This window comes from Streptomyces sp. 11-1-2 (genome assembly GCF_003595545.1).
In the GTDB taxonomy this organism is placed as follows: Bacteria; Actinomycetota; Actinomycetes; order Streptomycetales; family Streptomycetaceae; genus Streptomyces; species Streptomyces hygroscopicus_B.
In genome coordinates, this window is sequence record NZ_CP022545.1 from 391,895 (window position 1) to 407,107 (window position 15,213).

Consider the following 15,213-nt stretch of genomic DNA (forward strand, 5'->3'; position numbering starts at 1 on the left):
ACCAATCGATAGCAAGCGGTTGCTAACGGGGGCGTCACGGGGGCAGCCGACGGCTGTCCGCCGGACGGTCCGGGCTGCCCACCCGTGCCCACGGCGCCGCGCTCACCGCATATCTCATGAGAGGGTCCGCATGTCTTCGCACCGCTCCACCACCCCACTGCGCACCGCCGTGGTCGGCACCGGGGGCATCGCGCGCTCCAGCCATCTGCCCGCGCTGCGCACGCTCGCCGACGCGGGCGAGGTGGAGATCGTCGCCGCCGTCGACGTCGACACGGCCGCGGTGCGCGCGTTCGCGGATGGCGCCGGGATTCCGTACGCCTCGACGGACCTCGACGCGACCCTGACCGAACTGCGGCCCGATCTCGTGGTGTTGTGCACACCGCCCGCCGTGCACCGCGACCAGGCGGTGACCGCGCTGAAGGCGTGCGCCTGGGTGTGGTGCGAGAAGCCGCCGTGCCCGTCCCTCGCCGACTTCGATGCCATCGAGACCGCCGAGAAGCCCGGGGACGCGGGACCGTACGCCTCCATCGTCTTCCAGCACCGGTTCGGCTCCGGCGCGCGCCATGTGCGGCGGCTGCTGCGGGAGGGGGCGTTCGGCCGCCCGCTGGTCGCCCACTGCCAGACCACCTGGTACCGGGACGCCGCCTACTACTCCGTTCCGTGGCGCGGGCGGTGGGCGACCGAGGGCGGCGGGCCCGCCATGGGGCATGGCATCCACCAGACGGATCTGCTCCTGGACCTGATGGGGCCCTGGAGCGAGGTGCGGGGGATGGCGGCGCGGCTCGTGCACGACGTCGAGACCGAGGACGTGTCCACGGCGCAGGTGCGGTTCGCCAGCGGCGCCGTGGCCACCGTGGTCAACAGCGTGCTGAGCCCCGACGAGGTGAGCCGGATCCGCATCGACTGCGAGCGCGCCACGATCGAACTGACCCACCTCTACGGCTACCGCAACGCGGACTGGCGCATCACCCCGGCCCCCGGTGTCCCCGAGGAGACCGTGGCCACCTGGCGCGACTTCGGCACGGACGAGCCGAGCTCACACCTGTCCCAGCTCCGCGCCCTGGTGGCCGACATCAGGGCGGGACGCCGCCACGCGACCAGCGGCACGGGCGGCCGGCAGACGCTCGAGTTCATCACCGCCCTGTACAAGTCCGCGTTCACCGACACCCCGGTCCGCGCGGGGGAGATCGGCCCCGGCGACCCCTACTACACCGAGCTGCACGGCGGCGCCCAGGGCTGGGCACCGGACACCACCCGCAAGGAAGAGGCCCACGCATGACGCTCGCACTGACCCATGCCCACGGCGACCGCATCACCGTGACCCACGAGGCGACCGGCACCGAACTGTTCGCCTACGTGTACCGCCCCGAAGCCCCGTGGGAGGCCCCCAAGCCGTATCTGCACCCGGTCCGGACCCTCTCCGGCGGACTCGTCACCGACTACCGCCCCAACGACCATCGCTGGCACAAGGGGCTCCAGCTGACGGCCTCCCACCTGTCGGGCCAGAACCTGTGGGGCGGGAACACCTATGTCCACGGCGAGGGGTATGTCGCGCTGCCCGAGCGGATCGGCTCGATGGCACACGTCGCCTTCGAGGAAGTCGCCGCCGCGAACGACCGGGCCGTGATCGCCGAGCGCCTGACCTGGCATCCGTACGACGGTGAACTGTGGGCCGAGGAGGAGCGCCGCATCGAGGTGCGCGACGTCGATCCGCAGGCCGGCAGCTGGTCGTTGACGTGGACCTCGGCGATCACCAACCGCCGGCGGGAACCGCTGCGTTTCGGCAGCCCCACCACCCACGGCCGCCCGGCCGCCGGATACACCGGCCTGTTCTGGCGGGGCCAGCGCGCCTTCCGCGACGGTCACGTCTTCACAGCCGAGGCGGACGAGGACGGCGACCTCATGGGCAGCCAGGCGCCCTGGCTGGCGTATGTCGGTGAGCACGACGGGCGCGACGGCCACGCCACGGTCGTCTTCGAGCACGCCCCGGCCAACGACCACACGGGGGACAAGGGGACGCACCCGGCGCACTGGTTCGTGCGCAGCGACCCGTTCGCCGCGGTCGCGCCGTCCTGGGCGTTCCACGAGGAGCTCGTCCTCGCCCCGGGCGACACCCTCTCCCGCGGCTACCGGGTGACCGTCGCCGACGGCGCCTGGGACCGCGAGCAGGTCACCGCCCACCTGGACGGGCACACATGGTGAGCGCGACGTACGACGGCTTCCCCGCGGCGGTCGGCGCGGGCCGGCTGCGCGACAAGGACGGCCGGCTCCCGCGCCCGAGCCGCCGGGCCGTCCTGGCCGTCGCCGCCATCGGTCTCAGCACCTCCCTGACCGGCACGCTCTCCGCGTGCTCCGCCGCGAGCGGCGATACGTCCGGCGTCACCCTCCGGTTCTCCTGGTGGGGCAACGACGACCGTGCCGCGCGCACCGAGAAGGCGATCCGCCTCTTCGAGAAGGAGCACCCCGGCGTCACCGTGCGCACGTCGAACGGCGAATTCGGCTCGTATCTCCAGAAACTGGCCACGCAGGCCGCCGGCGGCGGTGTACCCGACGTGGTCCAGCTCGACTACCGGCAGATCTCCCAGTACGCGGGCGGCAAGGCGATCATGCCGCTGGACGGTGTCATCAAGGACCGGACGATCCGCACGTCCGACATGGACAAGGACTTCCTGCGCACCGGTACCTACAAGGGCAGACAGTTCGCCCTGCCCATGGGGCGTGGCATCACCGGATACGCCTACGACTCCGCCGTCTACAAGAAGGCCGGTATCCCCACGCCCCGGCCCAGTTGGACCTGGCAGGACTGGGCGAAGGCCAACAAGAAGATCGCCGCCCTGGGGCTGAAGTCCCCCGACGGACGCCACTTCACCGGCGCCAACGACGGCGGCGGCAACGAGGACGTCTTCGAGACCTGGCTGCGCAGCCGCGGCAAGAACCTCTACGCGGATCAGACGAAACTCGGCTTCACCGAGGACGACCTGACCGCCTTCTGGTCGTTCCTCAACACACTCCGCGAAGAAGGCGCCATCGCCCAGGCCCGGGATTCCGTGCAGGCCAAGAGCACCGAGACCAGCCCCATCGGCCGCCGCCTCGCGGCCGCCGACTTCACCTGGGACGCTCCGTTCCCCGGATACACGGCCCTGCTCGGCGAGAACATCCACTTCGCCCCCGTGCCCACGACCGGCGGCCGTCAGGGCACGTACTTCAAACCGAGCATGCTCCTCGGCATCGGCTCGCAGAGCGAGCACCCCAAGGAGGCGGCCCAGTTGATCGACTTCCTCCTCAACGACCCACGGGCCGGCGACATCCTCGGCTTCTCCCGGTCCACCCCGCCCAACCGCAAGATCGCCGCCCGGGTCGCCAAGACGCTCGAGGGATCGGAGCGGGAGATCTACGACTACTCGCAGACGATGGAGAAGTACGGCCTGGACATCCCGCCGACCGCACCGCCGCCCGGCGATCTCGCGATCCAGACGGCGTTCAAGCGCATCCACCAGCGCATGATCTACGGGATGGCCACCCCGCGCGAGGCGGCCCGTGAACTCATCGACGAGGCGAACCGGGAGCTGGAGTCATGAGCACGGTGTCCACGACGAGGGCGCCCGCGCGCGCCGTCCACACGACGGATCCGCGCCCGCGCAAGAGCAAGCGGCGCCAGGTGCGTGAACGGCAGTGGCCCGCCTATGTGTTCCTCTCCCCGTGGATGATCGGCGCGGTCGTGCTGACCCTCGTGCCGATGGCCGTATCCCTGTACCTGTCGTTCACGGACTACAACCTGTTCGATCCGCCGCACTGGGTGGGCCTGCGCAACTACCAGGAGATGCTGACCGAGGACCCCCGCTACTGGCGGTCGGTCGGCACCACGATGCTGTACGTCGTCGTGGCCGTCCCGCTGAAGCTGGGCCTCGCCCTCGGCGTGGCGATGCTGCTGAAGAACCTCAGCCGGGGCCGGGGCTTCTACCGCTCCGCGTTCTACGCGCCGTCCCTGCTCGGCGCGAGCATGTCCATCGCCCTGGTGTGGAAGGCGCTGTTCAACGACGGCGGCACCGTCGCAGGCGTCCTGGACACCGTCGGCATCCACACCGGCGGCTGGGTCGGCAACCCCCATCTCGCGGTGTACGGGGTCGTCCTGCTGACGGTGTGGCAGTTCGGCGCGCCCATGGTGATCTTCCTGGCGGGCCTCCAGCAGATCTCGCCCGACCTCTACGAGGCCGCGGCGCTCGACGGCGCGGGCCGCTGGCGACAGTTCATGTCCATCACCGTGCCCATGCTGTCCCCGGTCGTCTTCTTCAACCTGGTCCTGGAGGTCATCAACTCCTTCCAGGTCTTCACCCCGGCCTTCGCCATCAGCGGCGGCGACGGCAGCCCCGCCGACTCCACGATGTTCTACACGCTGTACCTGTACGAGCGCGGCTTCACGGCCTCGCATATGGGATACGCGGCGGCGATGGCCTGGCTGCTGCTGATCGCCATCGGCGCGATCACCCTGATCCTGTTCCGGACCTCCCGGTCCTGGGTCTTCTACGCGGACGAGGAGGGCCGATGAACATCGCCACGAAGCGGTGGCTGCCGCACACGATCTCGGCCGCCGCGCTGCTCGTCCTGCTGTATCCGCTGGCCTGGCTGCTCGCCACCTCGCTCAAACCGGCCGACGAGGTGATGACGAGCCTCGACCTGTGGCCCAGCCATCTGGAGTGGTCGAACTACACGACCGCCCTGGACGGGGTCTCGGGCGTCACCGTCACGCACCTGCTCGGCAACACGCTGCTGATCGCGGGGGGCGCCGTCCTCGGCAACGTCCTGTCCTGCTCGCTGGCCGCCTACGCCTTCGCCCGGCTGCGCTTCCGCATGAGCAAGGTGATGTTCGCCTTCATGGTGGCGACGCTGATGCTGCCACACCATGTCGTACTGATCCCGCAGTACATCATCTTCAACCGGCTTGGCCTGGTGGACAGTTACTGGCCGCTGATCCTGCCGAAGTTCCTGGCCACCGAGGCGTTCTTCGTCTTCCTCATCGTGCAGTTCATGCGCGGCCTGCCGCGCGAGCTGGAGGAGTCCGCGCGGATCGACGGCTGCGGTCCCTTCCGTACGTACTGGTCGATCACGCTGCCGCTGGCCCGGCCCGCGCTGATCACCACGGCCATCTTCACGTTCATCTGGACGTGGAACGACTTCTTCACGCAGATGATCTATCTCTTCGCGCCGGAGAAGTACACCATCACGCTCGCCCTGAGCAGCTTCGTCGACCAGTCCAGCACCTCCGCGTACGGGCCCATGTTCGCCATGTCGGTGATCTCGGTGCTGCCGATCGTGCTGTTCTTCTTCGTCTTCCAGCGCTACCTGGTGCAGGGCATGGCCACGTCCGGACTGAAGGGGTGAGGCACACCATGGCTCACGCACCCATCGCGCCCCGGCGCGAGCGCCGGGAACCCGGAGAGGTCTTCGGCTCCGGCTTCACCCTCTTCGCGGACATGCTGCTCGTCGGCCTGCTCACCAGCCTCGCCTGCCTGCCGGTCGTCACGGCCCCGGCCGCGTTCGCCGCCGCGTCCGCGACGCTGCGACCGGCCGCGGGCAACGGCGTCCAGGTCAGGGCGGGTACGTACGGCGCTCATCTGCGTGCCCAGCTGTCCGCGCGGTCGGCGGCCCTCGGTCTGGTGCCGCCGCTGCTCGTGGTGGTCGTCCTGATCGATGCCGCGCTGATGCGGGCCGCGCTGCCCGGAGCGGCCGTCATGGCGCCCGCCCTCGCGCTGCTCGTCCTGGGCGCCACGGTCGTGGCGCTGCGGGCGACCGCGCTGGAGACACCGCACGTGCTGTCCGCACGCGAGGCGCTGCTCCGCTCGGCCGCGGACCCGCGCGGCAGTCTCCTCCTGGCCGGTGCCGTGCTCCTCAGCGGGCTCCTGGCCTGGTCGATTCCGCTGCTGGTTCCGCTGCTGCCGGGCCCGCTGGCGTTCGCCGCCACGGTCGTGGACCTCCGCTCCCCCGCGGATGCCCAGGAGAACTGAACGGCGGCGCGCCACCTCCCCGTCCCCCACCCACGCACCACACCACCGGAGTTCACGCATGCCCCACCCGCACCTGGACGCCGCAGGCCATCCGAGGCCGCAGCTGATCCGCGATCCCGACTGGCGCGACCTCGGCGGTCCCTGGCAGTTCGCCCACGACGACGAGGACCGCGGCCGCGCCGACCGCTGGATGGACCCGGCGACCTCGGCACCGTTCACCGGCACCGTCACCGTGCCCTATCCGCCCGAGTCCGCGGCCTCTGGGGTGGCGGACACCGCCTTCCACCCCGTGCTCTGGTACCGGCGCACGATCGACGTGGCCCGGCCGGCCGCCGGGCGGCGGCTCCTGCTGCACTTCGGTGCGGTCGACCACCGGGCCGAGGTCTGGCTGAACGGCCGCCTGGTGGGACGTCACGAGGGCGGGCACACCGGCTTCACCTGCGATCTGACCGGCGCCATCGACCGGGACGGCGAGCAGACCGTCGTCGTCCGCGCCGAGGACCAGCCGCTCGACGCCGCGCAGCCCCGCGGCAAGCAGGACTGGCGCCGGGATCCACATGTCATCTGGTACCACCGCACCTCCGGGATCTGGCAGCCGGTGTGGCTGGAAGAGGTCCCGGCCGAGCACATCACGCTCCTGCACTGGACCTCCGACGTCGCCCACGCCCGCGTCCGCTGCCGGCTGCGTCTCGGCCACTGGCCGCGGCGCCCGCTCACGGTGACGGTCCGCCTCACGCGGGGCGAGCGGGTGCTCGCCGAGCAGCGGACGCTGATCGAGGGCCAGGAGGCGGAGTTCGATGTCGCGGTACCCGCCCTGCGCCACGGGCAGGACCTCGACGACCTGCTGTGGAGTCCGGAGCGGCCTCAACTCGTCGACGCGGTGGTGGAGTTGCTCGACGCGGCCGAGGACACACCGGTCGACCGTGTGACGTCCTACCTCGGTCTGCGCGACATCGGCTGGGACGACGGTGTCTTCCTCCTCAACCACAAGCCGTACTTCCTCCGGTTCGCGCTCCAGCAGGGCTACTGGCCCGCATCGCATCTGTCGGCCTCGGCCGACGAACTGCGCCGCGATGTAGAACTGGCGAAGGAGATCGGCCTCAACGGGCTGCGCGTCCACCAGAAGATCGAGGACCCGCGCTTCCTGTACTGGGCCGACCGGCTCGGGCTGCTGCTGTGGGAGGAGATGCCGTCGGCGTACCAGTTCGGCGCGCAGACCGTCGAGCGCGTGATCGCCGAGTGGACCGAAGCCATCTCCCGCGACATCGGCCACCCCTCGATCGTCGCCTGGGTCCCGATCAACGAGTCCTGGTCCGTGCCGAACCCGGCGCTCGTCCCCGCGCAGCGCCACTTCATGGACGCCCTCTACCACCTGACCAAGGCCCTGGACCCCTCGCGCCCCGCCGTCTCCAACGACGGCTGGGAGATCTCCGCCGCCGACATCTGGGGCGTCCACGACTACACCCAGCACGGGGAGGTACTGCGCAAGCGCTACGGCCACGCCTCGCTGCGGCAGGGGGAGCTCGCCGAGCAGTGGCCCGGCGCCAAACGGCTGACCCTGGACGGCGTCCGCCACCAAGGGCAGCCCGTCGTTCTCAGCGAGTTCGGCGGCGCGACCTTCGAACCGGCCGAGGGCGCCGAGTGGTTCGGCTACGACACCGTGGCCACGAAGGAGGACTTCGCCGATCGCCTCGCCGACCTGGTGACCGCCGCGGTGGACTCCGGGCTCGCGGGCTTCTGCTACACCCAGTTCACCGACACGGAACAAGAGACCAACGGCCTGCTCACACCGGACCGCCAGCCGAAGATTCCCTTGGCCGAACTGCGCGAAATTCTCACCCGAACCCGCGCATAGCGTGTCTCGCCGCCATCTGAGGCTCGGTGCGATTCCCTTCGTTCTCGCGTAGAGGAGAAACCGCAATGGCGCGATCCGAGTACGAGTACAGCCGTCGCCGAGTGCTCCAGGCATCCGCCCTCGCCTTCGCCACCGTGCTGAGCCCGTGGGGCACGGCGGCCGGCTTCGCCGCGTCGGCGGGCATCCCCGACGAGGACGGCTACGATCTCTGGCTGCGCTACCGCCCCACTGCCGATCCCCGGCGGCTCGCCGAGTACCGGAAGGCCCTGGCCGGCCTGGCACGTCAGGGCGAGGGCCGGGTCATGGCGAACGCCGAGCTGGAACTACGGCGGGCCGCCCAGGGCCTCACCGGCAGCGCACCGGCCCGGGTTCCCGCCGATCGAGCCTCGGTTGTCATCGGCACGGTGGACGAATCGCCGGTCGTGCGATCCCAGGTGAGTCCCGATCGGCTGGCCCGGATCGGTCAGCAGGGGTTCGTGATCGAGATGACCGGCCCGCCGGGCAGGCGGCGACTGGTTATCGGGGCCCGCAGTGATCGGGGCGTGCTGGCCGGGGTCTTCCATCTCATCCGTCTGCTCCAGCTCGAGCGGCCACTGCACAAGCTGTCCGTCCTGGAGAAGCCGCACACCGCACTGCGCATGATGAATCACTGGGACAACTTCGACGGGTCGATCGAGCGTGGCTACGCGGGCACTTCGCTCTTCGAGTGGGACAAGCTGCCGGACATCTCCGGCCGGGTGGTCGACTATGCGCGGTCCATGGCGTCGATCGGCATCAACGCTTCGGTGCTCAACAACGTCAACGCCAGTGCCGACTTCATCACCAGCGAGATGCTGACCAGACTCAGACCCCTGGCCGCACTTCTCCACTCGTGGGGCATCTCTGTCTGGCTGTCCGTCAACTACGCCGGCCCGATGATCCTGACCGCGGACGACGCCGATCCGATCACGACGGCCGATCCCGCCGATCGACGGGTCCAGCAGTGGTGGCGGGACAAGAGCGCCGAAATCTTCAAGAGCCTGCCCGGATTCGGCGGGTTCCTGGTGAAGGCGAACTCGGAGGGGCAGCCCGGTCCACTCGACTACGGACGCACCCATGCCGAGGGCGCGAACATGCTGGCCCGCATGGTCGCACCGCACGACGGGCAGATCGTCTGGCGCAGCTTCGTCCACGAGGATTTCAGCGACTGGGCGGAGTACCAGTACCGGGTGTTCGCCCCGCTGGACGGCACGTTCGACGACAACGTCATCCTCCAGACCAAGTACGGACCGATCGACTTCCAGATCCGCGAGCCCGTACACCCCCTGTTCGGCGCGATGCGCCACACGAACCAGATACTGGAACTCCAGCTCACCCAGGAGTACACGGGCCACGAGATCCACACCACCTATCTGGCTCCGCTGTGGCGGGAGGTGCTGACCTTCCCGACGCAGGGGCCCGGCACCGGACCGACCGTCGCCGACATCCTCGCGGACGGCACGGACCATATGCCGCGGGCGGGCATCGCCGGGGTCGGCAACTTCGGCAACGCCCGCAACTGGACCGGCTATCTGCTGGGAGCGGCGAACACCTACGCCTTCGGCAGGATGTGCTGGAACCCGGACGCCGATCCCCGGGACCTGGCCGCGGAGTGGGCCGGGCTGACCTTCGGCCACGATGACGCGATCACCGAGGTCGTGGCCGACATCCTGACGCGCTCGCGCCGGACGTACGAGGACTACACCTCGCCGCTGGGCATGAGCTATCTCACCGACCCCGGTGGCGACCATCTCGACCCGAGCCCGCTGGGCACCCTCTTCCAGTCACACCACTCCACGACCGAGGGCACCGGCTTCGACCGCACCGAGGCGACCGGCAGCGGCTTCACCGGGCTCTACCCGCGGGCGTGGCAGAAGCACTACGAGTCCACGGCCACCTGTCCCGACGACCTGCTGCTGTTCATGCACTGGGTGCCGTACGACCATCGGCTGCGCTCGGGCAAGACGGTCATCCAGCACATCTACGACACGCACTTCACCGGGGTCGACCGCATCGACCGGTACCTCGCCGGGTGGAGCACGCTGTCCGGGGAGATCGACCGGCAGCGCCATACCGCCGTCAAGGCGGGCTTCGAGGCCCAGCGGGAGCACGCGAGGTTCTGGCGCGACACGGTGGTCGGATTCTTCTTCGACAAGAGCCGCGTCGTCGACGCGAAGCGGGAATGGCTGCGAGCGGCGCTGAACGGCTCACGGGTGCTGCTCGGCGGTCGGCCGAACCTCCTGCCGGTCACCGTCACCAACGCCTCGGCGCGGGACCGCGACCTCACGGTCGCACTGCGGCCACCGTCGGCGGACTGGCGCACCGAGCCCGCCGCACAGTCCGCGGCCGGCGCCGCGACCGCGGAGCTCGAGCTGCCGGTCACACCCCCCTTGTCTGGCACCGTGGCCGCCCTGGACCTGGACGTGGCGCCGAAGCTCACCCGACTCGACGGCCGACCGCCGTCCCTGGTCGTCGCCCCCGAGGGCAGGCGCTGCCTCGTGGCGCTCAACGCCGTTCCCCGGAACGGGACTTCGATGCCCGGCTACCACGCGCTGACCCCCGAGTCGGCCTGGTCCGCGTTGGCCGGCCACGGCTGGGTCGGCGCCGCCCCGTCGGCCAGGGACCGCGGTGGCGAGCCCCTGTTGCGCGACCACCTCTGGCACAACTCGTCCCGGGTGCTGCGCGTCGCCCTACCGGCCGGCAAGCACACCGGGTACGTGCTGGTCGGTGACACCGGTGCCACGGCCTCGCCGACCCGGGTCGCGGTGGACGGCGTCACCTTCGCCACCAGTCCGAAGCAGCCCAGCGGAACCTTCACCTGGCTGGAGCTCCCCCTCGACGGAGGTGCCACCGGCCGCACCACGGACATCACGTTCACGGGGGTGGGTGGCCCGTGGCGGCTGTCCGCGTTCGCCGTCACGGACCCCGGCGCCCCGGTGCCGTCCCTCGTCGTCATGCGGGCGGCGGCGGATCCGGTGTGGTGGGCGGGCCGGGCCAACCCGGTCACGGTGCTGGTGCGCAACACCGGCACGGCGGACCGCGACGTCACCGCCCGCCTCGTCACCCCCGAGGGCTGGTCCAGCACTGAGCGGACCGTGACCGTCGCCGCCGGAGCCGAGCGAGAGCTGACCGTCATCGGGACCCCGGTGTCCACTCCGGGATTCGCCACCGTCGAGATCCGGCTCACCAGCGGCGACGAGGAGATCGAGCGCGGCCGGTCGGTATCCGTGGTCACCACGCCACACCCCGATGACGCGGCCACGGCGTTCGACGCCGGCCCGCCGTCCAGCCCACTGCTGACCGGGTACACCAGGCTGTCGCCCGAGGACGACTACACCGACGACCGCGGTTTCGGTTGGATCGGGGACCGGCCGAACACCCGTGACCGTGGCAACGCCGACGACCTGCGCCGCGACATCGTCATGCAGAGGGGCGAGCCCAGCGTCCTGCGCATCCCGGTGCCGGCCGGCAAGCACACCGTCTGGGTCCTGACCGGCGACTCCCTCACCGATTCGGGTGTCACCACCATCTCCGAGGACGGCACGGTCCTCGGACGCTCCGGCGACGACAGCCTGCCGAGCCGCGCCTTCGTCTGGTTCTCCTTCGAACTCGGCGGTGGAGCGAACGGGCGCACCGCCGACCTGGAGATCACCGGTTCGAAGCTGAACGGCCTCTGGCGCATCGCGGCCCTGGTCATCGTCTGAGCCCACCCCGCGCCGTACACCTGTGCCTCCGGGCGCGGCCCGCGACCCGGCATCTCCAATATCTCCGGCATATCCGGTATCCACAAAGGAGAGCTCCCGACATGGCGTCGACGTCAGCACGATTCCGCGCGGTCCGGGGCAGACCCGGCACCATCCTCCTCGCCCTGCTCATGGTCCTCGGCCTGGGCAGTGCGCATCCCGGACCGGCCGCGGCCGATCCCGCCGATCCGCCCGGGACGTACCAGAACCCGGTGATGGACAACATCGCGGACGCCTTCTCCGACCCGTCGATCATCCGGGGCAAGGACGGCTACTGGTACGCCTATGCGACCCAGACCAGCATGCGCCGGGACAACCAGTCGGGCCCGTGGGAGTCGCAGCACTTCATGCCGATCACGCGCTCGGCCGACCTCGTCAACTGGACCTACGTCGGTGACGTCTTCGGGCCCGACAACCACCCGGAGTGGCGCGACTTCGCAACCACCTACTACTGGGCGCCCGACATCCGCTACATCAACGGGAAGTACCACCTCTACTACTCGGTCGCCGGCGGCGACAAGAACACCATCGCGCTGGCCACGTCGGACCACCCGGCAGGCCCGTGGAAGGACATCGGCCATCCCGTGCTGCCGTACGGGACGACGGTCAATCAGATCGATCCGTCGGTCTTCGTCGACTCCGACGGCCAGAAGTACCTCTACTACGGCTCGTTCCGCGACGGCGGAATCCAGGCGGTGCGACTGAACGAGGAGGGCACCGCGCCGGTCGGCGATCCGGTGCAGGTGGTCGGCGCCCGGCGCGGCGAAGCCGCGTACGTGGTGAAGCGTGACGGCTGGTACTACCTGTTCTACTCCGGCCTGGGCTGCTGTGCCCGGGACCAGGGCGCCTATCCGGTGTTCGTCGGGCGGGCCGAGGACCCGATGGGCCCGTTCAAGGACGCCGAGGGCGTCGGCCTGGCCGACCTGCACATCGGCGGCACGATCGTCAACGCGCCGAACGGCAACAAGTGGGTCGCGACCGGCCACTCGGCGAACGTCGTGGACAAGTCCGGCCAGGACTGGATCCTCACCAACGGATTCGACCGCCACGAGACCGATCCCAACTGGGGCGGACGGCCGACCATGATGGACCGGCTCGACTGGATCGACGGCTGGCCGACGGTGCGCGCGGGCGCCTGGACCAGCGAGGACCGGCAGACCGCGCCGACGAGCACATGGGACGCGGGCAGCACCTTCGACGACGGCCTCGGCGGCTTCGACACCGCCGGGCACGGGTCCTGGACCACGGGTTCGGATCCGGACTCGGGGCGGTACGCCCGCGGCCGGTCCCGGGCCGCGGTCCCGCAACTGCTGCTGCCGCGACGGGCCCCGGACGGCGATGTCAGGATCGAGGCAGACGTTCGGCTGCGCGACGGCAAAGGCCGGGTCGGCCTTGTCCTGGCCTCCGCGGGCCGGTTCAACCACGCCGTGGCCTGGCTGGACTCCACCGGCACACTCTCCGCCGAGGTCACCCGGGACCGGAAGGTGGTGCGGAAGCGGACCGCTCGCCTGCCCGTGAACGCCGATCTGCGGACCTGGCACTCGCTCACGGCCGAGCTCCGCGACGGGGCGGCGCAGGTACACCTCAGCTCGGCCATGCTCGACATGCCGCTGGCCGAACTGAAGGTGGACGTACCGAAGGACTGGCGCCGCGGTGGTGTCGCCTCGACGCGCGGCGCCGGCGAGGTGGACAACGTCGGCGTGACCCGGCTCTACACGCCGGTGACCGTCAAACAGCCGGACCCTGGGATCGGAGCCCGACTGCCGGAGTACGACGAGGACTTCGACGACGACCAGCTGGACGGCTGGACGTGGTTCGGCCCCGCCGACGGGAAGGTCGCCGACGGCCAGTACGTGTGGCCGACACAGGATGCCGACTTCTCCGGCAAGGGAACCATGGCATCGGCGCTGCTTCGTGACGCTCCGACCGGCACCTACACGGTCGAGACCAAGCTGCACTTCCCGATCACCGACGCCCCCGACGGGCGCAGCCAGGCCGGGCTGATCGCCTTCCAGAGCCCGGAGGACTCGATCCATCTGGCTCCGGCCCGGACCGGCCCATCGCGGCAGGCTTTTCTGTGGATCGGCCGGGACCGGGACAGCTGGCCGGAGATGCAGCTGGGCCCGTCGGCCGACACCATGTGGCTGCGGCTGCGCCATACCGTCGATCCGACGACCGGCGAGCACAGGTTCCAGTCGGCCACGAGCCGGGACGGGAAGCACTACATCTGGGGTGGGGTCTGGCGTCTGCCCGCCGGCTCCGACCCGCGCATCGGCCTCGTGTCCCTGGCCGGTAAGGGAGTGACCGCACGCTTCGGCTACGTGCGCTTCCACTCCTGACATCGCGATCCGGGCGGCGGCCACGCAGTGCCTGCCCCACCCGTTCCAACGCACCGTCCCCACGCATCGGAGTCCAAGATCGATTGTCAGTGGTGGGTGAGAAGGTAGGAGCATCGAAACGGAAAAGGGGGGAGCCTCCATGTCCGGAGCCCAGAACTACATCAATCACGTTGCTCTTGTGCTGGATGCGAGTTCGTCCATGTCACATTTGAGCGGCAAGGTCGTCGAAGTCGCCGACCAGCAGATCGCGTATCTGGCCCGACGGTCGAAGGAACTGGACCAGGAAACCCGCGTCACGGTCTACGTCTTCGCGGACAAGGTGGAGTGCGTCATCTACGACAAGGACGTGCTGCGTATGCCGTCCCTGAAGCAGCTTTACCAGGTCGGTGGAATGACGGCTCTGCTGGCGGCCACGCTGAAGTCGCAGCGGGAGCTTGCGCAGACTGCTCAACTCTACGGCGACCACAGCTTCCTGACGTTCGTGCTCACGGACGGCCAGGAGAACGCGAGTCACCGCTGCCCGGATGCCCCCACCAAAAATCCACGCGAACTCGTGCAGGCCGTGGCCAAGATGATGCAGACGCAGGAGGACAACTGGACACTGGCCGTCCTTGTGCCGGACCAGATGGGCAAGCGCGAGGCCATGCAGTGCGGCTTCCCGAAGGACAACATCGCCATCTGGGACGCCACGAGCACACAGGGCCTGGAAGAGGCCGGGCAGGTTATCCAGCAGGCCACCGAGAACTTTATGATGGGCCGGGCCCAGGGCATCCGGGGATCGCGGGCGGTGTTCTCCACAGGTGCGGAGGCGGTCAACAAGGACACCATCAAGGCAGCCGGTCTCACGCCGGTGAATCCGTCGGAGTACCAGCTGATTCCGGTGGCTCGCGAAGCGGCGATCCGGGAATGGGTCATCGAATGCGGGCACATCTACCGTACCGGTGGTGCGTTTTATCAGCTGAGTAAATCGGAGAAGATCCAGGCGCGGAAGCAGATCGCGGTGCTGGAGAAGAAGACGGACCGGGTGTACACAGGTCCGGAGGCCCGATCCCTGCTCGGCCTGCCGGACACGGAAGTTCGCGTGAAGCCGGACCACAACGACGACTTCACGATATTCGTGCAGAGCACCAGCGTGAACCGGAAGCTGATACCGCACACGCGGCTGCTGCTCATGATCTGAGGCGACGCGAGCCGGGAATCGAGCCCGGCCCGTCGAGGTGAGCGAGGGGCCGCGACCCCGTTGTCCGGGAGCGCGG

General features: G+C 69.7%; 10 protein-coding genes. All 10 read left to right on the forward strand.

Annotated elements, in window-relative coordinates:
- Positions 1-130 precede the first annotated feature (130 nt).
- The 10 genes from CGL27_RS01900 (at position 131) to CGL27_RS01945 (ending at position 15,137) form a co-directional block, all read left to right on the forward strand.
- Positions 131-1,279 (forward strand): Gfo/Idh/MocA family oxidoreductase, encoded by a 1,149-nt coding sequence (locus tag CGL27_RS01900; protein ID WP_119983976.1) that lies wholly within the window; start codon positions 131-133, stop codon positions 1,277-1,279.
- The gene (locus CGL27_RS01905) at positions 1,276-2,202 is read left to right on the forward strand and encodes a PmoA family protein (RefSeq protein WP_119983978.1); all 927 of its coding nucleotides are present in this window, start codon (positions 1,276-1,278) and stop codon (positions 2,200-2,202) included. The genes CGL27_RS01900 and CGL27_RS01905 overlap by 4 nt, the downstream gene beginning before the upstream one ends.
- Positions 2,196-3,578, forward strand: coding sequence for an ABC transporter substrate-binding protein (locus CGL27_RS01910; RefSeq protein WP_119983980.1), 1,383 nt, complete (start codon positions 2,196-2,198; stop codon positions 3,576-3,578). The genes CGL27_RS01905 and CGL27_RS01910 overlap by 7 nt, the downstream gene beginning before the upstream one ends.
- Entirely contained in the window at positions 3,575-4,546 is a 972-nt protein-coding gene (locus CGL27_RS01915) for a sugar ABC transporter permease (RefSeq protein ID WP_119983981.1), read from the forward strand. The genes CGL27_RS01910 and CGL27_RS01915 overlap by 4 nt, the downstream gene beginning before the upstream one ends.
- On the forward strand, positions 4,543-5,379 hold the full coding sequence (locus tag CGL27_RS01920) for a carbohydrate ABC transporter permease (protein ID WP_078638168.1): 837 nt from the start codon (positions 4,543-4,545) through the stop codon (positions 5,377-5,379). Before CGL27_RS01915 ends, CGL27_RS01920 begins: the two co-directional genes overlap by 4 nt.
- An 8-nt stretch (positions 5,380-5,387) precedes the next feature.
- The gene (locus CGL27_RS01925; RefSeq protein ID WP_119983983.1) at positions 5,388-6,002 is read left to right on the forward strand and encodes a hypothetical protein; all 615 of its coding nucleotides are present in this window, start codon (positions 5,388-5,390) and stop codon (positions 6,000-6,002) included.
- A 58-nt stretch (positions 6,003-6,060) separates the two neighbouring features.
- Complete coding sequence (locus CGL27_RS01930; RefSeq protein ID WP_119983985.1) at positions 6,061-7,857, forward strand: sugar-binding domain-containing protein; 1,797 nt, start codon at positions 6,061-6,063, stop codon at positions 7,855-7,857.
- A 65-nt stretch (positions 7,858-7,922) separates the two neighbouring features.
- Positions 7,923-11,579 (forward strand): alpha-glucuronidase family glycosyl hydrolase, encoded by a 3,657-nt coding sequence (locus CGL27_RS01935; RefSeq protein WP_119983986.1) that lies wholly within the window; start codon positions 7,923-7,925, stop codon positions 11,577-11,579.
- A gap of 101 nt (positions 11,580-11,680) precedes the next feature.
- A complete protein-coding gene (locus tag CGL27_RS01940) occupies positions 11,681-13,957 on the forward strand; it encodes a family 43 glycosylhydrolase (RefSeq protein ID WP_119983988.1) in 2,277 nt (758 codons plus the stop codon).
- Positions 13,958-14,096: 139 nt separating this feature from the next.
- Positions 14,097-15,137, forward strand: a complete 1,041-nt coding sequence (locus CGL27_RS01945; RefSeq protein ID WP_119983990.1) for a vWA domain-containing protein — start codon at positions 14,097-14,099, stop codon at positions 15,135-15,137.
- Positions 15,138-15,213: the final 76 nt, after the last annotated feature.

Bases quoted from the DNA above. Each gene is read 5' to 3' on its own strand.
- CGL27_RS01900 (WP_119983976.1), top strand. From the start codon at position 131: ATGTCTTCGCACCGCTCCACCACCCCACTGCGCACCGCCGTGGTCGGC.
- CGL27_RS01905 (WP_119983978.1), top strand. From the start codon at position 1,276: ATGACGCTCGCACTGACCCATGCCCACGGCGACCGCATCACCGTGACC.
- CGL27_RS01925 (WP_119983983.1), top strand. From the start codon at position 5,388: ATGGCTCACGCACCCATCGCGCCCCGGCGCGAGCGCCGGGAACCCGGA.
- CGL27_RS01915 (WP_119983981.1), top strand. From the start codon at position 3,575: ATGAGCACGGTGTCCACGACGAGGGCGCCCGCGCGCGCCGTCCACACG.
- CGL27_RS01945 (WP_119983990.1), top strand. From the start codon at position 14,097: ATGTCCGGAGCCCAGAACTACATCAATCACGTTGCTCTTGTGCTGGAT.
- CGL27_RS01940 (WP_119983988.1), top strand. From the start codon at position 11,681: ATGGCGTCGACGTCAGCACGATTCCGCGCGGTCCGGGGCAGACCCGGC.
- CGL27_RS01910 (WP_119983980.1), top strand. From the start codon at position 2,196: ATGGTGAGCGCGACGTACGACGGCTTCCCCGCGGCGGTCGGCGCGGGC.
- CGL27_RS01920 (WP_078638168.1), top strand. From the start codon at position 4,543: ATGAACATCGCCACGAAGCGGTGGCTGCCGCACACGATCTCGGCCGCC.
- CGL27_RS01930 (WP_119983985.1), top strand. From the start codon at position 6,061: ATGCCCCACCCGCACCTGGACGCCGCAGGCCATCCGAGGCCGCAGCTG.
- CGL27_RS01935 (WP_119983986.1), top strand. From the start codon at position 7,923: ATGGCGCGATCCGAGTACGAGTACAGCCGTCGCCGAGTGCTCCAGGCA.